Consider the following 22,422-nt stretch of genomic DNA (forward strand, 5'->3'; position numbering starts at 1 on the left):
CACGATAATTCCAAACGCAAAATTTTCGAGAAAAATAACATCGCAAAACAATTTGACAAACTGCCCGCGACGGAACATGGTTTGGAGGAGAATAGCACAGGAGGAGTAGGCGATCGCGGTGTAGCGAAATATGTGGCCCTGCCGTTGGGAGAAAATTCGGTCCAAGGTCCGAATGCCCCACGATAGAGCCTCTAAATCGCCATCGGTCTTCCTTCACGGGTCGGCTCGCCAATCACCAAATCAGCCGTTCATCCACCGGGCCACGGCAGGTCGATCGGAACGGTGTCTGATCAATTTATATTCACTTGGGAGGTGAACCACATGAAGAAGATGCTGATGACCGCGCTGATCCTCGGATCTGCGCTTGCCCCGGCTTACGCAGGGTCCGGCCCTATCAAGATCGTGCTGCCTGAAGAAGCCGATCTGCTGGAGCCGTGCATGGCGACCCGTTCCAATATCGGCCGTATCATCATGGAGAACGTCAGCGAAACGCTGACCGAGCTCGATGTTCGCGGCAAGAAGGGCGTCATGCCGCGCCTGGCCGAAAAATGGGAGCAGACCCAGGACGGCAGCTGGCGGTTCCATCTCCGCCAGGGCGTAAAGTTCTCCAACGGGACGACGTTCGACGCCAAGGACGTGAAGCACAGCTTCGACCGCGTGATGAGCGACAAGAACGCCTGCGAATCCCGCCGCTATTTCGGTGGCATGAAGATCAGCGCCAATGTCGTCGATCCCTACACGATCGACTTCAAGGCCGATCCCGCCCAGCCGATCCTGCCTTTGCTGATGTCGCTGGTCACGATCGTTCCGGAAGAAACTCCGCTCGCATTCATTCGCGAGCCGATCGGCACCGGTCCCTATGCGCTGAAGAACTGGACGCCGGGTCAGCAGATCGTGCTTGCGGCCCGCAGCGATTACTGGGGTGCCAAACCGCAGGTGACCGAGGCCACCTACCTGTTCCGCGCCGATCCGTCCGTACGTGCGGCGATGGTGAAGGCCGGAGAAGCGGACCTTTCTCCGTCGATCTCGCAGCTCGATGCGACCGACCCCAAGACCGACTTCTCCTATCTCGACAGCGAGACGGTCTATCTGCGCCTCGACCACAACATTCAGCCGCTGAACGACGTGCGGGTTCGCAAGGCGCTCAATCTGGCCATCGATCGCCAGGCGTTCATCGGCACGCTGGTGCCCCAAGGAGCCGTGCTTGCGACGGCGCTGGTGCCGCCGACCACGCAAGGCTGGAACCCGGACGTCAAGGTGTTCCCCTATGATCCCGAAGGCGCCAAGAAGCTTCTCGCCGAGGCAAAGGCCGCCGGCGTAAAGGTCGATACGCCGATCACGCTGATCGCCCGCACGGCGAACTTCCCGAACGTCACCGAAATCATGGAAGCGGTTCAGTCGCAGCTCCAGGAAGTCGGCTTCAAGGTCGATCTGAAGTTCGTCGAAGTGGCCGAGCACGAGAGCTACTATTCCAAGCCCTTCAAGGAAGGTCGTGGCCCGATCATCGTCGCCGCCATGCACGACAATTCCAAGGGTGATCCGTCCTTCACCATGTTCTTCAAATATGCCTCGCAGGGCACGCAGTCGGGCTTCTCCGATCCGAAGGTCGACGACCTGATCAAGCGCGCTTCGGCGGCAGTCGGTGACGAACGTGCCAAGCTCTGGTCACAGCTGATCGCCTACCTGCATGACGACGTGGTTGCCGACGCCCTTCTCTTCCACATGGTCGGCTTCTCGCGCGTTTCGCCGCGTATCGACTTCAAACCGACCATCGCTACAAATTCGATGCTGCAATTGTCGGAAATCGGCATCAAATAGTCAGCGGAAACCGGCTCCCGGATTTCCAATCACGACCCAAAGGCGGCGGGTACCCATCCGCCGCCATAATAGTCGAGGGCGACATGCTCAGTTTCATTCGTAAGCGCTCCGTGGCGAGCTTGATTTCACTGGTCGGACTGCTTGTGCTGGTGTTCTTCCTGTCCCGCCTGACCGGCGATCCGGCCGCTCTCTTCCTGCCCGTCGAAGCTTCGGCCGAAATGAAGCAGCAGTTCCGCGAGCTTCATGGCTTGAACGACCCGCTGATGGTGCAGTTCGGACGTTATGTCGGAGACGTGCTGACCGGCAACCTGGGTGAATCGCTGCGCAAGGCGCGGCCGGCGCTGGACGTGGTGACGGAAGCGTTCGTATGGACGCTCTGGCTTGCGGTGATCACCATGTCGCTCGTCACGGCCGCGGCCATCGTCGTCGGCTCGCTCGCCGCTTTTCGCTCCGGCGGCTTCTTCGACCGGCTCTCCTCGATGATCTCGCTGGTGGGGGCCTCCGTGCCGGACTTCTGGCTGGCCATCGTCGCGATCGTCGTGTTCTCGGTGAACCTTGCATGGCTGCCGACATCCGGCACTGGGTCGATCCTGCACTGGATCCTGCCGATCGGCGTCCTGTTCGTCCGTCCCTTCGGCATCATCGTCCAGGTCGTGCGCGGCTCGATGATCGGTGCGCTGTCCTCTGCCTATGTGAAGACGGCCCGTGCAAAAGGCGTCAAGGCCGGTCCGATCATCTTCATTCACGCCCTGCGCAACGCCATGCTGCCGGTCATCACCGTTATCGGCGACCAGGCAGCGAGCCTTTTGAACGGCGCCGTCGTGGTCGAGACGATCTTTGGTTTCCCCGGTGTCGGTAAGCTGATGATCGATTCGATCCTGCAGCGGGATTTCAACGTCGTCCTGGCCGCGATCCTGGTGACCGCGCTGGCGATCTTCCTCATGAACCTGCTGATCGACCTCGCCTATGCGCTTCTCGATCCGCGCATCCGTCATTGAGGAGCGCAACGATGAGTGTTTCCACCTCCGATACGACGATCGTGCACGAGCCCTCCTTCCCGGTCCGCATGGCGCGGATGCTCTGGGCCGACAAATTCGCGCTTTGCGCGGTGATCTTCCTGCTCGTCGTCATCGTGCTTGCCCTGATCGGGCCATCCTGGCTCGGCGAACTCGCCACCAAACAGAACCTCCGCGGCCGCAACCTCGCGCCTTTCGACTGGAGCCGTGAATGGGTGTGGTGGATGGGGGCGGACGCTCTCGGCCGGCCATTGCTCGCCCGCATCATCGTTGCGACGCAAAACACGCTCATGGTCGCCGCCGGCGCGGTGATCCTGTCGTCGGTCATCGGCACGCTGCTCGGCCTTGTCGCCGGCTTTTCGTCGCCCCGCGTCGGGCAGGTGATCATGCGCCTGGCAGACGTGATCATGTCCTTTCCCTCGCTGCTGATCGCGGTGATCGTCCTTTATCTCCTGGGCTCCTCGATCCTGAACCTGGTCGCCGTCCTGTCGATCACCCGCATCCCAGTTTATCTGCGCACCACCCGCGCCGAGGTGCTGGAGATTCGCGAGCGGATGTTCGTGCAGGCGGCGCGGGTGATGGGCGCTTCGCAGAACCGCATCTTGTTCCGTCACATCCTGCCGGTCGTTTTCCCGACGCTCACCACGCTGGCGACGCTGGACTTCGCCTATGTCATGCTTGCCGAAAGCGCGTTGTCCTTTCTCGGCATCGGCATTCAGCCGCCCGCCATCACCTGGGGACTGATGATCTCCCAGGGGCGCCAGTATCTGACCAATGCCTGGTGGCTCTCGTTCTGGCCCGGGCTGGCGATCATCATGACCACCTTGTCGCTCAACCTTTTGTCGAACTGGCTGCGCATCGCGCTCGACCCCGTTCAGCGCTGGCGCCTGGAAATGAAAGGCCGAAAGAATGGCTGAGCACCTGCTGGAAGTCCGCAACCTCTCGGTCGAGTTCCACACGGCCGCCGGCGTCGTGCATGCCGTGCGCAACATCTCCTACCATCTCGACCGCGGCGAGACGCTGGCGATCCTCGGCGAAAGCGGATCGGGCAAGTCGGTTTCGTCGGCGGCGATCATGAACCTCATCGACATGCCGCCCGGCCGGATCAGCGCCGGGCAGATCCTGCTTGACGGCAAGGACCTGCTGACCATGCCGCCTCAGGCGCGCCGCGAGGCAAACGGGCGGCGGATTGCGATGATCTTTCAGGATCCGCTCAGCCATCTGAACCCGGTCTATACCGTCGGATGGCAGATTCGCGAGGCGATGACGACCCACGGCATGCCGACCGGACAGGCCAAAAGCGAAGCCCTGCGCCTGTTGACTCGCGTTGGAATTCCGGACCCGGAAGGCGCCATGGGCAAATACCCGCACGAATTTTCCGGCGGCCAGCGACAGCGGGTGATGATTGCCATGGCGCTTGCGCTGCGCCCCGATCTGCTGATCGCCGATGAGCCGACCACAGCACTCGATGTGACCGTCCAGGCCGAGGTGCTGGCGCTGTTGAAGGAGCTGCAACGGGAAACCGGCATGGGCGTGCTGATCATCACCCATGACCTCGGTGTTGTGGCCGAAATCGCCGATCGGGTGGTCGTCATGGAAAAGGGCGAGCTGGTCGAGACCGGCACCGTCCGCGACGTCTACAAGAACCCGACGCATCCCTATACAAAAAAACTGATCGGCGCCGCCCCCGGGAAGGGCGAGATGCACGTCGCACAGCTTTCGGGCCAGCCGCTGCTCAGCGTCCGGGACGTGCGCAAACGCTACGGCTCCTTCGATGCGCTGAAGGGCGTCTCGTTCGAGCTGAGGGCCGGCGAGACCATGGCGATCGTCGGGGAAAGCGGCTCGGGCAAATCGACGCTCGCCCGCGTTCTTTTGAGACTGGACGAGCCGGACGCCGGTACGGCGCAGTGGAAGGGGCGCGATCTTTTCCAGCTTTCGTCATCGGAACTCTACAAGCTGCGGCGCGACCTTCAGATGGTGTTTCAGGATCCCACCCAGTCGCTCAATCCCCGCATGACGGTGTTCCAGCTCGTATCGGAAGCATGGGCCATCCATCCTGATATCCTGCCGAAACGCCAATGGCGGGAACGGGTCGCAGAACTGCTGGTGCAGGTGGGCCTCTCGGCCGAACACATGAGCCGTTATCCGCACCAGTTCTCCGGCGGCCAGCGGCAGAGGATTGCAATCGCCCGTGCGCTTGCGCTCGAACCGCAGCTGATCGTCTGCGACGAGGCGGTATCGGCGCTCGACGTGTCGGTGCAGGCCCAGGTCATTGCGCTTCTCGACAAGCTGCGCCGGGACATGGGCATCTCCTTCATCTTCATCGCCCACGACCTGCCTGTCGTTCGCGACTTCGCGGATTACGTCATGGTCATGCAGAAGGGCGAAGTGGTGGAAATGGGAACGGTCCGGGAGATCTTCGAGACCCCCCGTGAAGCTTATACAACAGCGCTCCTGGCGGCGAGCCTCGATCCGGATCCGGATGTTCAGGCCGAACACCGGGCAGCCCGTCTCAAACGTGCATGACACACCGCCGAACGGCGGATAAGCGGAGTTGATTGAATGACCAGAAATGCCTTTGTCGCACTCGTGACCTGCTTCAACGAGGACGAGACGATCAATTTCGAGGCGACCCGGGCCCAGGTGCGCCGGCAGGTGGCGGCGGGTAACAACATCATGTGTGCCGGCACCAATGGTGACTTCACCGCTCTCACCCACGAAGAAAAGATCCAGCTGACGGAACACGTCGTCGACGAGGTTGCGGGGCGCGCCAAAGTCATCGTCAATGCCGGCATGCCGGCCACCTTCGAGACCGTACAGCTCGCCAAGGAATTTGACCGGATCGGCGTCGACGGCATCGCCGTCATCACCCCATTCTTCATCGCCTGCACACAGGACGGGCTGATCCGCCATTTCTCGACGGTAGCGGATACGGTCAAGACGCCGGTTTATCTTTATGACATCCCCGCCCGGACCCAGAACCACATCGAGCCGGCGACGGCAGCAAATCTTGCCAGGCACGGCAATATCGCCGGTATCAAGGATTCCGGTGGCGCTCAGGAAACGCTGGCAGCCTACCTTCAGGTCTCGAAAGAAAACCCGGGCTTCGAGGTCTATTCCGGCCCCGACCACCTCGTCCTGTGGTCGCTGCAGAATGGTGCTGCCGGCTGCATATCAGGGCTCGGAAACGCCCTGCCGCACGTGCTCGCCGGCATCCTTGCGGCCTTCAACTCCGGCGACATTGCGGAAGCGGAGCGTCAGCAGGCGATCTATACCGCCTTTCGCACCGACCTTTATGCGCTGGGCTTTGCACCCGCCATGGTCAAGCGTTCGCTTTACCTTCAGGACAAATCAGTCGGCGCGAGCAGGCAGCCTGCCCTGCTTCCGGACGAGGCTCAGGACGAGAAAATAAGAGAGATCCTGAAAAAGTACGAGCTGCTATAGGGTTTCGACCCCGAGGCCAACATGTGCTTTGAGCGTTTGCTGACGTGAGGCTTCGCCAAAGTTATGAGACGCTTCGAGTGCAACCCTATTTGGTGATCACGAAGACCGCGTCCGGCGCCCAGCTGATGCAGCATTCCTCGCCTTCCCTGATGATCACCACATCGGCACCGAGCACCCTGACGCGCATGGGAATATCCCCTGCCCGTCCAATCACGAGGGCGTTGTCGCCGTAATTGACGATCGTCTCGACGATCATGCGGACGTTCTTGCGGCCCTCGACCGGGCTGCGCGACAGCTTGATGTGCTCCGGGCGGATCAGAAGCGTCACCTTCTGGCCGTCGGCAAGAGCATCCTCGCCAGCGTATTGGAAGGCTCCAAGCGTCGGGTTTTCGGCCGTCCTGCCGGCCCCGCTGGTAATGATTGCCGAGATCAGGTTGCTCTCGCCGATGAAGGCGGCGACGAAGGAGGTCTGCGGGCGATGGTAAATATCCAGCGGCGCTGCGACCTGCTCGATACGTCCCTTCTCGAACACCACGATGCGGTCGGACATCGACATGGCTTCCGACTGGTCGTGGGTCACGAAGATGGTCGTCACGCCAAGGCTGCGCTGGATGCGCTTGATCTCGATCTGCATCTGCTCACGCAGGTTCTTGTCGAGCGCGCCGAGCGGCTCGTCGAGCAGAAGCAGCGAAGGCTCGAAAACCAGGGCGCGGGCAAGCGCGACCCGCTGCTGCTGCCCGCCGGACAATTCCTTGGGATGGCGATGGCCAAAACCCTTGAGCCCGACGAGTGACAGCATGTCCTCTGCTTGTCTCAAGCCCTGCGAGCGGCTGACGCCACGCATCTGCAGCGGGAAATAGACATTTTCGACCGCCGTCTTGTGCGGAAACAAGGCATAGTTTTGGAACACGATGCCGATATTGCGCTCATGCGGCGCAAGCTCGGAAATCGACTGGCCACCGACTTCCACCTTGCCGCCGCTCGCCTTTTCGAAACCGGCAATGATCATCAGGGTCGTCGTCTTGCCCGAGCCGCTCGGGCCCAGGAAGGTCACGAACTCCCCCTTGTCGACCGACAGGCTCACGTTGTCGAGCGCCGTGAAATGTCCGTAGGTCTTGGTGATGTTGGAGAGTTGCAGGTAGTTCGTCATTGGAAATCCTTGGGGGGAGTCCTTGGGAGGATCAATGTGCGCCGGCCGGGCGGCTCGGCTTGGGAGCGCGGCTGCGCAGCGCGCTGGCGAAATAAGGAGCAGCGATGCCGACCAGCACGACGACGAAGAGCAGCGTCGAGATGACGGCGATTACCGGGTCGGCTTCCTGGCGGATGCTGTCGAACATCTTGCGCGGCAGGGTCTCTGCGTCGCGGCCCGAAATGAAGATCGCCACCACCGTCTCGTCGAATGACTGGATGAAGGCGAAGAGCGAGCTGATGACCAGCCCCGGTCGCAGGATCGGCAGGGTGACGTGCAGAAAGGTCTTTGCCGGACTGGCGCCGAGGCTCTGCGCGGCGCGTTCAAGGTTTCGGTCGAAACCCTTGAGGTTGGCCGAAAGGACGAGGAAGGCGATCGGAACCGACAGGCAGGTATGCGCCAGGATGACGCCGAGATGGCTGTGCACCAGTCCGAGATCGCCGAAATAGGAATAATAGCCGACCGCCATGACGATATGGGGGACCGCCATCGGCATCAGCATCATCAGGTCGGCAAGCCCCTTGCCGCGAAACTTGTGGCGCACCAGGGCGAAAGTCGCGGGCACCACCAGGGCCATGGTGAGGATGGTTGTTGCGGTCGCGATGAGGATGCTGTTCCAGGTGGGTATCAGCCAATCCATGCTGGTGAAATAAGCGCGGTAATACCCAAGCCAGTAACCCGGCGGCGGAAATTGCAGGGAACTCGCGTTCGAAAACGACATCGGCACGACGATGACGAGCGGTGCTGCAATGAAGAGCACGACAATGAAACCGGCCCAGCGCATGAACGTGTTCATGTTCGGTCACCCCCAGAGTTTGTCGAGGCCAAAACGGCGGTGATAGATGGTGAGGATGACGAGTGTCACCACGAGCAGGATCATCGCCATGGCGGAGCCCAGACCGAAGGCGAGGAACTCCTCGATCTGGTGACCGATCAGGCCGGCAACCATCTGCTCGCGCGGACTGCCGAGCAGGACCGGCGTCACGTAGAAACCGAGGCAGATGACGAAGACCAGGACCGAACCATTGGCGATACCTGGCGCCGTCAGCGGCAGGTAGACATGCCTAAACAGCGACCACCCTTTGGCGCCGAGGCTCTCCGCCGAGCGGATCAACGCCGGGTCGATCTTCTTCATCACCGAATAGATGTTCATGATCATGTAGGGCGCCAGGATATGCACCATGGCGAGCGTCGAGGAAAAACGGGTGAAGAGAAGCTGCGGCGGTTTTTCGACGCCGATCATCTGCAGGAAGGCGATCAGCGGACCGTTATTGCCGAGCAGGACCATCCAGGAATAGGTGCGGACGAGGAAGCTCGTCCAGAAGCTCATGGTGACGAGCAGCAGGATCAGCATTGCCGTGCGCGGCTTGGAATGCGCCATCAGATAGGCCAGCGGATAACCGACCAGAAGGCAGCAGAGCGTCACGAAAGCGGCCGTCACAAACGTGTTCAGAAAGACGCGCTGGTAAAGCGCTCCGGTCAGGACCTTCTGGTAGTTCGCCAGCGAGACCTTCGGTTCCGTAAAGCTCATGATCGCCACTTCGGCGAGCGGCACGACGAAAAAGATGAGCATGTAGATGCCGAGCGGCGCCAGCAGCAGCCAGGGCCATATATTCGTCTTTTCCGTCAGTTTTGAAAGGCTGATGCCCATTGCCGTTCCCTTTTTATGGCAGGCAGGGTCGCTGCGGCATCGCGCGGTCGTTCCGCGCGATGCCGGCCAGCGGGTCGGGTTGATCCAGGAGAGCGGATCAGCTCGCGACCCACTCCTCGAAACGTTCGGCGAGTTCCGCCGGGTCGATGCCGAAGTTCGACATGTCCTGCTCGAAGGTTAGCTTGTAGTTGTCCGGAGAGGTCGGCATGCGTTTGGCATCCGCCGCGTCGACGAACTGGTTGGAGGCCGGGTTTAGCGCACCGTAGTCCGCAGCCTTGGAGAAGCTGGCAAGCGGCTTCGCACTGGTCGCGAATTCGACGAATTTCTTGGCGTTCTCGAGGTTCGGGCTCTTTTTGGCGACAACCCAGTAGGCGCGTTCGATCTCGCCCTGGTTCCAGGTCATGGCAACCGGAGCGCCGGCCTTCTCGGCCTCGAAATAACGGCCGTGCCAGATGCCGATCATGTCAATCTCCCCGTCACGCAGGATCTGCGTCGACTGGGCGCCGGCAGTCCACCAGACGCGGATATGCGGCTTGATCTTGTCGAGCGACTTGAAGGCCCGGTCCACATCGAGAGGATAGAGATCCTTGACCGCGACGCCATCGGCGAGAAGCGCGATCGGGATGACGCGCGACGCATAACGCTGCAGCGACCGCCCGCCGGGGAATTTCTCGACGTTCCAGAAGTCGGCCCAGGTCTTCGGAGTGTCCTTATATTTATCCTTGCGCCAGGCCATCACGGTGGCGAACGCATGTGAAGCGACGCCGTTTTCGAAGAGGCCGCCTTTGTAGGGCTCGGTGAGCTTTTCGATGATGCCAGCCTGGTTCGCACGCACCAGTTCGCCGCCGCCGAGGGTGGTGACGTCGAATTCGTAGGTACCGGTCTTCACCTGCTGGGCGAGCTTGGCGAAGGAAACGGGGGAAACCGTCTTCACCTGGATGCCCGTTTCGGCGGTGAACGGATCGATGAGATGCGTCTTTGCGGCAGCCTCCCAGGGACCGCCCCAAGTGTTCACGTAGAGGACCTTCTCCTGCGCGCGAACGAGATAGGGAGCGGCCAGCGAAGCGGTCACCGCAGCGCCGGCCGTCTTCAGGAAACGGCGGCGGTCAGGCATGAGAAATGTCTTCATTCCAGTCATTGCAGTTCTCCTCTTTTATGATTTTCTGAAGGTGGCTTCGTAGAGCCGCAGCCAGTTCTTGTGGGTGATCTTCGCGACTTCTTCTTCCGAGAAGCCCACGGCGCTGAGGCCGTCGGGGATCACCCTGATGTCCTCGACCTTCTGGAACCATTCCGGAGGCGCGGCCTTGAGCGGTTTGCCCGCGGCGCTGGCGCCATAGTCCTCGCCACGGGTCCAACGGCCCTTGCGCATCCAGGCGTAATCGGGAGCGGTGAAATTGTGGCTCTTGTCGGTGCCGATCGCGACGGAGTCGATGCCGGCAATATCCACCGTGCGGGCAACCATCGTGCACCAGGCTTCGATCGAGGCGCAGAAGTCGTCGCCGGTGATGTTGCGATAGGCGGCGCAGCCGATCACGCCGCCGGTATCCTTCAGCGCCCGGATGACGTCGTCCGACTTGTTGCGCTTGTGCATGAACAACGACTGGGCGTTGGCGTGGGTGACGGCGATCGGCTTTTCGGACACCTTGATCGCATCGAGTGTCGTGCGGTCGCCGACATGGCTGCAATCGACCAGAATGCCGGCGGCGTTCATCTCGCGCACCACTTCCTTGCCGAAGCGGGCGAGGCCCGAATCCTCGGCCTCGTAGCAGGAGCCACCGAGTTCGTTCTGGTTGTTGTAGGTGAGTTGCACGACGCGCACGCCGAGTTCGGCAAACATCTCCACGAAGCGGATCCGCCCTTCGAAGAGATTGGCGTTCTGGAAACCCATGATGACGGCGAGCTTGCCTGCGTCTGAAATGCGGCTGATGTCGTCTGCGGTAAGGGCTATCTCGGCGAGATCGGAGTTTTCGCGCACTAGGTCGCGCCAGCGGCCGATGGAATCCATCGACTCGACGGTGCCCTCCCAGAAGCCGCAGGTGTTGACGACCCCGCCGACATTCCCCGCCCTCAAGGATTGAAAGGCGGCGCGATCGAAATGCCCGCATTGCAAACCGTCGATGATCATGATCTCGCGCTCTCTTTCATACGTTCGGAAATGCTGGACGACAGGAAGGAGACGTCCGTCTCGTCGTCGTTGTCCTTGCGGCCGATGACCGTGCCGTCCTCGTTGACGATCATCGGACCTGCATGGCGGCGCGAGACGACGCTGTCGGTCGCAAGCGCCTGCTTTGCCAGGTGATAGATGCGCCACCAGAGATCGCTCTCGATCTCGGCGCCGTTGTCCAGAAGCGACCAAAGAAGAGGATCGTCCTTGCGAACGTCGCCGGTGACAGCTGCCGGAACAGCCTTCAGCACGTCGCCGAATACAGAGATCGAAAGCCCCGACCGACCACCGAAACGCGTGGCAAGCGCAAGTTCCTCGGCATCCGTGGCCCCTGTGACGGTCAGTTCCGCCGACCCGAACCGGGCCGTCAACTCACCGAGAAGATCGATCGCCGTCGGCAGCACGAACCACGCGTGTTCGCCGCAAGCATCGAGCGTCATGCGGTTGCCGTCTTCGGAAGCGATCGTGATACGGCCAGGAGCCGCCGACTTGAAGCTCTCGAAACGCTGCTCGAACAGTTTGAAGCCGCCAAGACCAAGCTTTTGCGAATACATCGGGATGTCGCCGACCGCCAGGAAGAAGCCTTTGGGCAGGCTGCTCAGCGAGAATATCCGCTCGGACATCAGTCGCATTTCGCGGGGCATGACGCGCATGGAGGGAGATGAATGCGACGAGTTCATAGAACAGGCTCCGCCGGGTAATACCAGGTGCCGGTATAGCCGGCGCGCAGATCGTCGGGGGTCGGTGCGCCGTGATAGAGCACGCCGCGCAGGTTGCGGCTGAGGAAATCACGGGTCTTGTCGATGCCGTGGACCCCGACATTCATCAGCCGCACGAGATCGATCGGCACAAAAGCCTCGGCGTTGATGTTGGCGCGAGGCGTGTGATAGTCCCGCTCGCGCAGGCTCTGAATGCGCGCGACCATATAGCGGTGTTCAGGATGTTTCATCAGGAAACGGGCGATGCTGAGCGAACCTTCGGCCCTGCCGAGATCGGCAAAAAGGGATTGGATACCGCCGCAGACATCGAGGCCGAGGTCAAGCGCATCGGGGACTTCCTCGCGGGCGCCGCGGCGCGGCTCCTCCGCCGTCTCCGATTTGTACCAGACATATTTATAGGCCCCGGGGGCGGCCATGTCGGTATCGAGCGCCCACCGATAGTCGTCATGGACGAGGGCCATCAGCTGTTCGACCGACTCGGTTGGCGCGACGCTGAATTCGTCGGGAGCATCAATGGCTGCCAATAGCCCGTCGGCTTCTTCCGGCACCAATTCGATCAGCAACGAGAGGAACGTCTCGAAAGCTTCCGGCAGGAGGTCGGTTTCGAATTCGGCAGTAAGCACATCAAACGGGAAATCGGTCGTACGACCAAACACCGTGCCGCTTCGCCGGAATTCTTCGAGCGCCGCCACCACCTTCTCGATATCGGCTGCCACGTGGGCGCTGGAGGCAAACGTCTCGTAGACCATCTGGTCCTGTTTGCGGAACACGATTGCCTGGCGGAGAAGTTCGAGCAGTCTCGCGACGCGAGGATCCGACGCATCGAGCTTCAGCGCGCGGGCCATCGCAATCGCGCCTTCGCGCGCGGACAGAAGCCCGTCGATCAGGCGCGGATGTTTGTGAACGAAGAAGATGAGGCCAAGCGCCGAACCATTGCCGACGCCGATATAGCGGCGAAGCTGCGGGTCGAGGCGCACGGCGGTCTCCGACTTCTTGGCCGCCAGATGTTCGACGAGGTCGCAGGAGAATTCGCGCATCAGGTAGGCGGTCAGCAACTGCGCCTGCAGGACTCCACCGAGCGCATGACGGGCACCGAGCGACGGAAAGGAACGCGTCCCGAATGTGCCGTTGCCGTCCAGGCCGGTATTGCGCATCAGATAGCAGACCTTCGAAAGATCGGCGACGGAGGGCTGGCGGCCTTCGGCAAGCGCTTCGAGCGTCTGGTCGAAGACCCGCATCGAGCGGTTCGACCGGCACCAGATCAGCGTGCCGGCGGTCGCCCGACCCGTATAGAGCTTGGGGATTTCGCGTCGCGCCGTTTCGATCTCGATTTCGGTCGCCGGCCCTTCGATCAGCGCGCCCATCATGTCCCAGGCCTGGCCGATGATACGGCCGGTGCGAGCCGTCCGGCTCGGCGGACGGGAAAAGCCGATGAACGAGAACTCCTGGTCAGGCGCCTTGATGGAATAAACGACGGTCCCTTCGGCGTTTTCGTCCACGTCGAAAAGGACATTGGAGATGTCCCAGCGCTCGCGGATCATCTTGTTCATGAAGGCGCGGGTGCCGCTGAGCCGGCTCGGCTGGATTGCCGCCAGCCGTGAGGTCTTCATCACCTCTTGGCTCGGGCGCGGTCGGGGCTTTGCCACCTGTTCGGAAGTCGCGGTCATGACCGTCAACGTTCTCCCTGCTGCATTTTCGTGATGGTCCGGGCGGTTTCGAGAAGCGGCTCGCGGAAGCTTTCGAGGTCGAAGCGCGTCTCCGGCATGACCAGCGAGATCGTCGACGTGCACTTTCCGCGGAGATCGAAGATCGGCGCCGCGATGGCGACGACGCCGCTATGGGTATAGCCGCTCGACAAGGCGTAACCGTTGGCACGGGCCTCGCCCAGGAGCTCTTGCGAAGCGAGCGGTTCACCGCTTTCCTGCAGGCGGGCGAGCGTCACTTCGTCTGCGAAGGCTGTCAGGATGCGGCCGGATGCGGAACCTTCGAGCGACATGGTCGTGCCGATCTTCTGTTCCGCACGCAGCACGCTTTCGGATTCGACGCGCGAGACGATGCAAGGCAACCCGCGATCGAGCACCGCCAGCGAAGCCGTTTCCTTCACCCGATGGACCAGCATTTCGATGATCGGCTGAACCCGCGTTCCGAGATTGGCCTGCTCCATGGCCGCCGCGGCAAGCCGGCAGGCGTGCATCGAAAGCCGATAGCGCATCTCGTGATCCTGCTCGACCCAGCCGGCTTCGATCAGCGTCAACAGCCGCTGATAAGCGGTGGGGCGAGAGAGCTCCATGGCCGACGCGATCTCTGGCAGTTTCATGCCGCGGGCGCTCGATGCCAGCACGTCCAGCACCGCCATGGTCTTCAGGACCGTGGAGAGTGGGCGGACGCCGCCGCTTTCCTCTTGTATTCTATTTGAATATGTCGTATCCATGTTGAATATAATCTGGCTGTCATTGATTTATGTCAATCGCGCCGGAGGCGATTGCGCGCGAAAAACGGTATGTTCATCGCTAAGGTATTCAGGGTGTTTGGAATTTTTTGCGTTGAATTCAGCGCGCCACCGGCATCGACGCGGCCGAGCGACCTAAATCCACAGCCGTGACGTGTATCTACCTGCGAGGACGAAAGCCGTGACTGCCGGTTGGCTGCCACCCGTCGTTATCCTTGGAGAAGGGATAGGGGGGCTCCCGTGCGTGAGTAAAATATTCGCATTTGCCGGCTTTTTTTGCGGTTTTCTTTCAATCCCGACGTCCTATTTTCTGTCATCTAGTCGCCAGCAAGCACTGCTGAAAGGATGACCTAATGTTTCGGTTGAAAACCATTGTCGCGGCGGCCCTTATTCACGCGGCAGCCTTTATGCCTTCCCTCGCCGGCGAAAATCTTGCCGCCGTCAAGTCTGCGGGCGTCTTCAAGATCGGCACCGAGGGAACCTACGCGCCGTTCACCTTCCATGACACAAGCGGCAAGCTGGTCGGTTTCGACGTGGAGATCGGGCAAGCCGTTGCGGCAAAACTCGGCGTCAAGGCTGAGTTCGTCGAAGGCAAGTGGGACGGCCTCATCGCAGGGCTCGATGCCAAGCGTTACGACACCGTCATCAACCAGGTTGGCATAACCGAAGCCCGCAAGCAGAAATATGATTTCTCCGATCCCTACATCGCGTCCAAGGCGGTGCTGATCGTCCGCCAGGACAACAGCGACATCAAGGGTTTCGCAGACCTCAAGGGTAAGAAATCCGCTCAGTCTCTGACCAGCAATTTCGGCAAGATCGCCGAACAAGCAGGCGCCGAACTGGTGGGCACGGATGGCTTCGACCAGTCGATCCAGCTTGTGCTCACACGCCGCGCCGACGCGACGATCAATGACAGCCTCTCCTTCCTCGATTTCAAGAAGCAGAAACCCGACGCGCCGGTAAAGATCGCCGCGCAGCAGGACAATGCCGATTATTCCGGCATCATCATCCGCAAGGGCGAGCCGGAATTGCTCGGTGCCATCAACAAGGCATTGGCGGACATCAAGGCTGACGGCACCTATCAGAAGATCTCCGACAAGTATTTCGGGCAGGACGTCTCCAGATAGGCTGCCGAGTTCCCATTCCTGACCTACATAGTTAGAGCGTCCGGCGCCCGCGCCGGACGTCATTTTTTGAGGATCACATCGTGCCGCACTGGCTTCAATTGATGTCGGATTCACTTCCGACCCTTCTGTGGGCGGGCATCCGTTTTACCGTTCCGCTGACATTGCTGTCCTTCCTGCTCGGGCTCGTCCTCGGCCTGATCACAGCGGTGACGCGGCTGTTCGGCCCGGCGCCGCTTGCGATGATCGCACGGTTTTACGTCTGGGTGATCCGCGGTACCCCGCTTCTCGTGCAGCTCTTCGTCATCTTCTACGGCCTGCCGAGCGTCGGCATCCTGCTCGACGCCTTTCCCGCGGCACTGATCGGCTTTACCCTGAATATCGGTGCTTACAGTTCCGAAATTATCCGCGCGGTCATTTCCTCGGTGCCGAAGGGGCAGTGGGAAGCGGCCTATTCGATCGGCATGTCATGGCGCCAGGCGATGAGCCGCACCATCCTGCCGCAGGCGGCGCGTGTCGCGGTGCCGCCCCTTTCGAATACCTTTATCTCGCTGGTCAAGGATACCTCGCTTGCCGCCGCGATAACGGTGCCGGAACTTTTCCAGGCCGCCCAGCGGATCGTCGCGACGACCTATGAGCCGCTGATCCTCTATATCGAGGCCGCCTTGATCTACCTGGTCTTGAGCTCGGTGCTGTCATCGTTGCAGAACAGGCTTGAAAAGCGTTTCGCCCGTTATGGCGGCATGATGGAGTCAAACCGATGATCGAGCTTTCCAATATCGAAAAGCGGTTCGGCGACGCGGTCATCCTGAAGGACATCAGCCTCGGCATTCCCGAGGGAAGCGTGACTGCGCTCATCGGCCCTTCGGGCGGTGGCAAGAGCACGCTGCTGCGATGCATCAACCTGCTGGAAATTCCGACCGCCGGCTCCGTCCGCATCGGCGAGGAAAAGCTCGACTTCGAGCCCGGCCTGAAGATCGGCTGGAAGTCGATCCAGAAGATCCGCCGCCAGACCGGCATGGTCTTCCAGAACTTCCAGCTCTTTCCGCATCGAACGGCGATCGAGAACGTCATGGAGGGACTGACGACGGTTCTGAAATGGCCGCGCCAAAAGGCCCATGACCGCGCCAGCGAACTGCTCACCAAGGTGGGAATGGCGCATAAGACCGATGCCTGGCCGTCAGAGCTTTCCGGCGGGCAACAACAAAGGGTGGCGATCGCCCGGGCGCTTGCGCCTTCGCCGCGGGTTCTTCTTTGCGACGAACCGACCTCGGCCCTCGATCCTGAACTTTCCGCCGAGGTCATCGACGTGCTCGGCCGCCTTGCAGCCGAAGGAACGACGATGGTGATGGCGACGCACGACCTGCGCCTTGCCTCGCGGATCGCCAATCACGTGGTTTTTCTCGAGAGCGGGAACGTGGTCGAGTCCGGCAGGGCGGAAGCGATCTTCGGTAATCCGAGGCAGGAACGCACCAAGAGCTTCATCTCATCGATCAACGCGGCGCAGACCGCCCATATCTAAGCGCTTTGTTCCGGCGCGGACATTCGCGTGGGCACTGCACCGGATAAACTCCTCGAACTTCGGTTCGGGAGATAATCTCGCCCAAGCTCAGATCATGAGTGCGGTTTTCCGCCAAATTCCGATTAAAACCGCACGGCCCGTCGGCGAGCAATTTCATCTGTTTCCAAGGGAAACTCGTCGCATGAAGAGAACCCTCGGCATTTGTACCACTCTACCCGAGAGATGCGGATTCGTCGACCTATCCATCCGACGTTTTGTTACCTTCAGATGGCACGAGAGGTAAAGTCAAAAGCCGCGAGAGCGCCGATATTTTGTCATTCTGACCAATATCCAGCGAGCTCCCTCGCCTGCCTTCCGCCGCAGGAATAGAATTGAAAGCGAGCCCGGAAACATGCCGCAAAGCACATCCGGCGATCATGGAGCGAATACCTGCCTCAGTGATTTGGAGCCAAGCGGCTTGCCAGATCAGTCTCTTCTTGAAGCTCATGACTGCCCTGAGAGCAGAACAGGCAGCGGATCGCCCGTTCGCGTCTTCGACGAAAGGAAATCACGCGGCAAAGCAAGCGAGGAATCGTGCGGCATCGATCGAGCGTCCGCCGAGGTTTTCTGTTGTTGCCGAGCAAAGTCCCTCCGCGGCAGCAGCAGGGGAAGCTGAGTGCGTTTTTATGGGCTGGACCAGGACAGTATGCAGCCGAGCCGGACAGAGTGATCGCGGGAGTACTTTATGCGCGCGATGACCGGGAATGTCTTCCGATAGATCTCCAATTGGGGCGACCTATCCACGAGAGCAGTGATGTTGCCGCTCATCAACTCGCCGTCATGCGCAACAGTTGAAGCCACGCATGCGGTCGTCGACAGCAATGGCCATACCGGCCATGACCTCGGTTCGTGTGTCTCGTCGAAAGATCTGCTGCTTCGCGGCCTCCGTCGGCGCGCCATGTTGGCCGGCCCCACCAATCCGAAGACCGCCGGACAAGAAATCCAAGCCGGATACGAAGAAGATCGACCACAGGATAAAACAGCCGTCGAGGATATTCTCGCAAAGGCGGAGAACAGCGGATGACTGGATCCAACCCGCGCCAGCCTTACCGACCGTGAGCTAATACGTTGCTCCAGTCGCAGCACTCACTCTCGTGGCATACAAGCAGCCAAACGCGGGAGAGTGTCGTTCGGTGAAAAGACGTCTTCTTCCGGGGGTCGCACGGTTCGATTTGCCGGAGGCGTCGCAGTTGTCCGCGGACTACTTCACCACGGAAACGTCCTCCAGGGGCGGAATTCCTCTGCTCGGCATACCATCGCAAACAAACCTCCAAGAGTAGTAGTCCGCGGACAACTCGTTTCAAAGAGCCGAGGCGCGATGCCACCTCGCCCGAAATCCGACCGGCCTCAAGTGCCCACGAATGCCAATTTGGCCAGCAAAACAGCGGAAAATGACAGCTTGGTTAAGCGTTTGTAAATCGGTAACGAATCGGCGCATAATATAACTGCGCAGTTAGAGCGCTTTCGGTAAAAATTGCGCAGTTATTTGGGAAAACCACATGCAACCGAGTCTTGTTATCCAGGACGATCAAGAGCATCTTCCTTCACTTCTGGCAACAGATGCGCAGGAGCTGTCCTATCAGCTCCAACAGCATCAAGCGAAGATCTTTCCGCCTCTTTCCCAAAAGACGATGCGGTTCTTCTCTCCTGCCGAAGCCGCGGGCTTCATAGGCATCGGCGAAGGTTATCTCCGGCAGGTCGCTGCCGAAGGCCATGGCCCAAGTCCTCTCGCCAACGGGCGCCGTCTCTATGGCGCGGATGATATGGACCGGATCCGCCGGGTTCTTGATGAGAGAAACGGGACTCCGAAATATGTCCCGGCCCGGAAGGGCGCCGACAAGCTTCAAATCGTATCGGTCATGAACTTCAAGGGCGGTTCGGGGAAAACGACCACGGCTGCGCATCTGGCGCAATATCTGGCCCTGAGAGGCTACCGGGTGCTGGCCGTCGATCTCGATCCGCAGGCTTCTCTTTCCGCCTTGTTCGGCCATCAGCCGGAATTGGATGTCGGAGAAGCTGAAACGCTCTACGGCGCGATCCGTTATGAAGATCCGCGGCCGATCGCCGATATCGTGCGCGCCACTTATACGCCCAATCTGCATCTGATCCCTGGAAATCTCGAACTCATGGAGTTCGAACATGAGACGCCCAAGGCAATGGCATCCGGCACGGCGGAGACGATGTTTTTCGCGCGGATAGGCGAGGCCCTGACCGAGATCGAAAGCCTCTACGATGTCGTGGTCGTCGATTGCCCGCCGCAGCTCGGGTTTCTGACGATGTCGGCGCTCTGCGCGGCGACATCCGTGTTGATCACCGTGCACCCGCAAATGCTCGACGTCATGTCGATGTCCCAGTTCCTGACCATGACGAGCGAGCTCATGTCCGTGGTCGAAAGGGCCGGAGGCAGGACGAGTTATGACTGGATGCGCTATCTCGTCACGAGATTCGAACCCAATGACGGCCCGCAAAGCCAGATGACCGGCTTCATGCGTGCTATTTTCGGAAACCGCATGCTTCAGAACGCGATGCTGAAATCGACCGCCATCGCCGATGCCGGGGTGACCAAGCAAACGCTGTATGAAGTGGAACGATCGCTATTCGTGCGAGGCACATACGATCGGGCCTGGGAGTCGCTCAATCTCGTCAATTCAGAGATCGAGGCCCATATCCGAGCCACATGGGGAAGGAAGTAGCTAGATGGCCAGAAAGAACCTCATCGAGATTTCCTCTTCCAGCGCAACGCGCCCCGAACCGGTCGCTCCGAGGGACAACCGGCCTATTGCCGGTTTTGTGCCACAAGCCCGCAATTCCGCGCCTGTAGGCGGGATTACCAGGACGCTTGGCAATATCACCGAAAAGGTCGAACGGGCGAACGATCTTGAGCGGCAGCTGGCCAAGGGTCAGATCGTCGTCGAGATCGATCCCGTCCTGATTGACGCTTCCTTCGTCGAGGATCGACTGGAGATAGACCCCGTTCAGCTGAATGAGCTGGTGGAGCAGATCCGCGAGCATGGTCAGCAGGTACCCATCCTTGTGCGGCCTCATCCGCAGGCAAAAGGCCGTTATCAGGTCGCCTACGGCCATCGCAGGCTGGCGGCGGCGAAGAAACTCGGCCTCAGTGTGCGGGCGGTGGTCCGCGATCTCACGGATGACCAGCTGGTGGTCAGCCAAGGGCAGGAAAACAGTGCCCGGACGAATTTATCCTATATTGAGCGGGCTCTTTTTGCCTTGCGGCTCGAACAACGAGGTTTTACCCGCGATATTATCATGGCGGCGCTCGGAGTGGATAAGGCGGCACTCTCCAAGATGTTGATCGTGACGCGGCAGGTGCCGATCGCCCTGGTTACAGCCATCGGTGCTGCGCCGGAGATCGGCCGCAGGCGCTGGCTGGAGTTGGGCGAGCGCCTTGAGACTGTGGAGCCTGATGTCGTTCTGGCGCAGTTGTCCGCGGACAACTCGGGACAGCTGTCAAGCGACGAGCGCTTCCATCGGGCTCTAGCCTTTGCCTCAAAAAGGCCGGCACTGACAACAGCCCCTGCTGCCAAGGCGCAAATTTCCGGAGTACCGGTCCAGTTCAAGAAGACCGCATCGAGCGCGACCTTTGTCTTCGACAACAAGGCGGCGCCTGGGTTCGACCAATTCGTGCAGGAGAGGCTCGTAACCCTCTTTGCAGAATTCCAACAAAACAAAGGAGCGTAAACCGCAAAAGAAAAAGGCCCCCAAGCGACAAAGTCGTGGAAGCCCTTCTCAGATCTTAGCAAATCAAGAATCGCATTTCCTCGAATCACTGTCAAGAGTTTAGGCGCCGTTTGGGCGAGTGGATTTCTTTTGCCTTAGCGAAAGTGAAGGCAGATGGAGAACAGGTATGTAACGACGCCCTTTGGGCGGCGGGCGATGTCGCTTGGCATGCTGGCAAATCAGCAGCTTGCCGAGAAGATTGAACCCGGAATCAGCCGTAACAAATGGAAACTGTTCAGGGCGGTCTGCGAAGCAAGACCGTCACTGGGCGTGACCGATCGCGCATTGACGGTGCTCGACGCGCTCTTGACCTTTTACCCGGACGACGAGCTCTGCGAGGCGAGAGGCCTGGTGGTCTTTCCCTCAAACGCGCAGCTTTCCCTCCGCGCCCGCGGCATGACCGCCGCGACCCTCAGGCGACACCTTGCCGTTCTCATAGAGGCCGGCCTGATCCTGCGAAAGGATAGCCCCAACGGGAAACGTTATGCGCGTCGCAGCAGGGCCGGAGAGATCAATGAGGCGTTCGGCTTCAGCCTCGCTCCGCTTCTGGCCAGAGCTGCCGAGATCGAGAGCCTCGCCGCCCAGGTGATTGCCGAACGGGAGCTGTTGCGGATTACCCGAGACCGGCTCACTGTCTGCCGTCGCGATGTCGCAAAGCTGATCACGGCGGCCTCCCAAGACGGCGTCCCAGGTGACTGGGGAACGATCCTCGATATCTTCCGAACGTTGGTGGCGCGGATTCCACGTGTCGCCACAGTCAAAAACCTTTCCCCCATCCTGGAAGACATGGCGACCTTGCGCTCGAAGATCGTCAACCTTCTGGAAAGCTGGATAAAAACTGAAAAAATCGACGCCAGTGAGTCTCAAATTGAGCGCCACAAACAGAATTCCAAACTTAAATACAATTATGAATCTGAACCTCGCTTCGAGATGAAACGTGCCGCGCCGTCATCGGATGATCCTGAACCGCTGAGTGAACCGGTCGAAAGCAGGCAAAACAGGCAAACGTCGACCCATACGGAGACCGCAGCAGCCAAATCCCTGCAATCCTTCCCGCTTGGGCTCGTGCTACAGTCCTGCCCGCAGATCGCCGACTATGGACCAAGCGGCAGGATCGACAACTGGCGCGACTTGATGGCTGCCGCTGTCGTTGTTCGAACCATGCTGGGGATCACGTCTTCGGCCTACGAAGAGGCGTGCACGGCGATGGGACGGGAAAATGCAGCGACTGTCCTTGCCTGCATTCTCGAGAGGGGAGAGCAGATCAATTCGGCGGGTGGCTATCTGCGCGATCTGACCCGACGAACCGAAAGAGGCGAGTTTGCGGTTGGTCCAATGCTGATGGCGCTTGCACGCGCGGGCGTCTCCGGTAGGAGGCTAGCTGGATAAGCGTCATACCGGCATCTGGGAACACGACGTCCTCCAAACTCGTCGCAACTTTTGGCCGACATCATGTGCGGTTACACTGAGATATTGAGCCGAAACCGCTCACGCGGGTTAAGGATGAGCGGGCAAAGACCGGTAAATCCATGCAGGAAGTCGTTAGCCG

20 protein-coding genes are annotated in these 22,422 nt (G+C 60.3%); 12 read left to right on the forward strand and 8 right to left on the reverse strand.

Annotated features, from left to right (window positions below; genetic code table 11):
• Window positions 1-321 precede the first annotated feature (321 nt).
• The 5 genes from AC1DLT_RS03690 (at window position 322) to AC1DLT_RS03710 (ending at window position 6,278) form a co-directional block, all read left to right on the forward strand.
• A complete protein-coding gene (locus AC1DLT_RS03690) occupies window positions 322-1,818 on the forward strand; it encodes an ABC transporter substrate-binding protein (RefSeq protein ID WP_477481603.1) in 1,497 nt (498 codons plus the stop codon).
• Window positions 1,819-1,901: 83 nt separating this feature from the next.
• Complete coding sequence (locus AC1DLT_RS03695; protein WP_040125628.1) at window positions 1,902-2,816, forward strand: ABC transporter permease; 915 nt, start codon at window positions 1,902-1,904, stop codon at window positions 2,814-2,816.
• An 11-nt stretch (window positions 2,817-2,827) separates the two neighbouring features.
• Window positions 2,828-3,751: an ABC transporter permease gene (locus AC1DLT_RS03700; protein WP_477485905.1), complete on the forward strand. Its 924-nt coding sequence runs from the start codon at window positions 2,828-2,830 to the stop codon at window positions 3,749-3,751.
• Complete coding sequence (locus tag AC1DLT_RS03705; protein WP_477485906.1) at window positions 3,744-5,360, forward strand: ABC transporter ATP-binding protein; 1,617 nt, start codon at window positions 3,744-3,746, stop codon at window positions 5,358-5,360. Before AC1DLT_RS03700 ends, AC1DLT_RS03705 begins: the two co-directional genes overlap by 8 nt.
• A gap of 36 nt (window positions 5,361-5,396) precedes the next feature.
• A complete protein-coding gene (locus tag AC1DLT_RS03710) occupies window positions 5,397-6,278 on the forward strand; it encodes a dihydrodipicolinate synthase family protein (RefSeq protein ID WP_477485907.1) in 882 nt (293 codons plus the stop codon).
• Window positions 6,279-6,363: 85 nt separating this feature from the next.
• Here the strand turns inward: AC1DLT_RS03710 and AC1DLT_RS03715 are convergent, their stop codons facing one another.
• The 8 genes from AC1DLT_RS03715 to AC1DLT_RS03750 form a co-directional block, all read right to left on the reverse strand.
• Window positions 6,364-7,428: an ABC transporter ATP-binding protein gene (locus AC1DLT_RS03715; RefSeq protein WP_477485908.1), complete on the reverse strand. Its 1,065-nt coding sequence runs from the start codon at window positions 7,426-7,428 to the stop codon at window positions 6,364-6,366.
• A 31-nt stretch (window positions 7,429-7,459) separates the two neighbouring features.
• Window positions 7,460-8,263 (reverse strand): ABC transporter permease, encoded by an 804-nt coding sequence (locus AC1DLT_RS03720; RefSeq protein WP_477485909.1) that lies wholly within the window; start codon window positions 8,261-8,263, stop codon window positions 7,460-7,462.
• Window positions 8,264-8,269: 6 nt separating this feature from the next.
• Window positions 8,270-9,118, reverse strand: a complete 849-nt coding sequence (locus tag AC1DLT_RS03725) for an ABC transporter permease (protein WP_477485910.1) — start codon at window positions 9,116-9,118, stop codon at window positions 8,270-8,272.
• A 97-nt stretch (window positions 9,119-9,215) separates the two neighbouring features.
• Window positions 9,216-10,256, reverse strand: coding sequence for an ABC transporter substrate-binding protein (locus AC1DLT_RS03730; protein WP_477485911.1), 1,041 nt, complete (start codon window positions 10,254-10,256; stop codon window positions 9,216-9,218).
• 15 nt (window positions 10,257-10,271) lie between these two features.
• Window positions 10,272-11,243 carry a dipeptidase gene (locus AC1DLT_RS03735; RefSeq protein WP_477485912.1) on the reverse strand — a complete coding sequence of 324 codons (972 nt, stop codon included), beginning with the start codon at window positions 11,241-11,243 and terminating at the stop codon, window positions 10,272-10,274.
• Complete coding sequence (locus tag AC1DLT_RS03740) at window positions 11,240-11,962, reverse strand: hypothetical protein (RefSeq protein WP_477485913.1); 723 nt, start codon at window positions 11,960-11,962, stop codon at window positions 11,240-11,242. The genes AC1DLT_RS03735 and AC1DLT_RS03740 overlap by 4 nt, the downstream gene beginning before the upstream one ends.
• Window positions 11,959-13,668 (reverse strand): hypothetical protein, encoded by a 1,710-nt coding sequence (locus AC1DLT_RS03745; RefSeq protein ID WP_477485914.1) that lies wholly within the window; start codon window positions 13,666-13,668, stop codon window positions 11,959-11,961. Before AC1DLT_RS03745 ends, AC1DLT_RS03740 begins: the two co-directional genes overlap by 4 nt.
• 5 nt (window positions 13,669-13,673) lie before the next feature.
• Entirely contained in the window at window positions 13,674-14,432 is a 759-nt protein-coding gene (locus AC1DLT_RS03750) for an IclR family transcriptional regulator (RefSeq protein ID WP_477485915.1), read from the reverse strand.
• A 371-nt stretch (window positions 14,433-14,803) separates the two neighbouring features.
• On the opposite strand from AC1DLT_RS03750, the gene AC1DLT_RS03755 reads away from it, so the two are divergent.
• The 7 genes from AC1DLT_RS03755 to repC all read left to right on the forward strand — a co-directional run bounded on the left by AC1DLT_RS03755 (window position 14,804) and on the right by repC (window position 22,262).
• Window positions 14,804-15,577 (forward strand): amino acid ABC transporter substrate-binding protein, encoded by a 774-nt coding sequence (locus AC1DLT_RS03755; RefSeq protein WP_477485916.1) that lies wholly within the window; start codon window positions 14,804-14,806, stop codon window positions 15,575-15,577.
• Window positions 15,578-15,657: 80 nt separating this feature from the next.
• Window positions 15,658-16,338, forward strand: a complete 681-nt coding sequence (locus tag AC1DLT_RS03760) for an ABC transporter permease subunit (RefSeq protein ID WP_477485917.1) — start codon at window positions 15,658-15,660, stop codon at window positions 16,336-16,338.
• Entirely contained in the window at window positions 16,335-17,096 is a 762-nt protein-coding gene (locus tag AC1DLT_RS03765; protein ID WP_477485918.1) for an amino acid ABC transporter ATP-binding protein, read from the forward strand. Before AC1DLT_RS03760 ends, AC1DLT_RS03765 begins: the two co-directional genes overlap by 4 nt.
• A gap of 793 nt (window positions 17,097-17,889) precedes the next feature.
• On the forward strand, window positions 17,890-18,159 hold the full coding sequence (locus AC1DLT_RS03770) for a hypothetical protein (RefSeq protein WP_247031145.1): 270 nt from the start codon (window positions 17,890-17,892) through the stop codon (window positions 18,157-18,159).
• Window positions 18,160-18,634: 475 nt separating this feature from the next.
• Window positions 18,635-19,828, forward strand: coding sequence for a plasmid partitioning protein RepA (gene repA / locus AC1DLT_RS03775; protein ID WP_151046603.1), 1,194 nt, complete (start codon window positions 18,635-18,637; stop codon window positions 19,826-19,828).
• A 4-nt stretch (window positions 19,829-19,832) separates the two neighbouring features.
• The gene (gene repB, locus AC1DLT_RS03780) at window positions 19,833-20,834 is read left to right on the forward strand and encodes a plasmid partitioning protein RepB (protein ID WP_040123876.1); all 1,002 of its coding nucleotides are present in this window, start codon (window positions 19,833-19,835) and stop codon (window positions 20,832-20,834) included.
• 153 nt (window positions 20,835-20,987) lie between these two features.
• Entirely contained in the window at window positions 20,988-22,262 is a 1,275-nt protein-coding gene (gene repC, locus AC1DLT_RS03785; RefSeq protein ID WP_477485919.1) for a plasmid replication protein RepC, read from the forward strand.
• Window positions 22,263-22,422 lie beyond the last annotated feature (160 nt).

The organism is Neorhizobium sp. 05N33 (assembly GCF_056397445.1).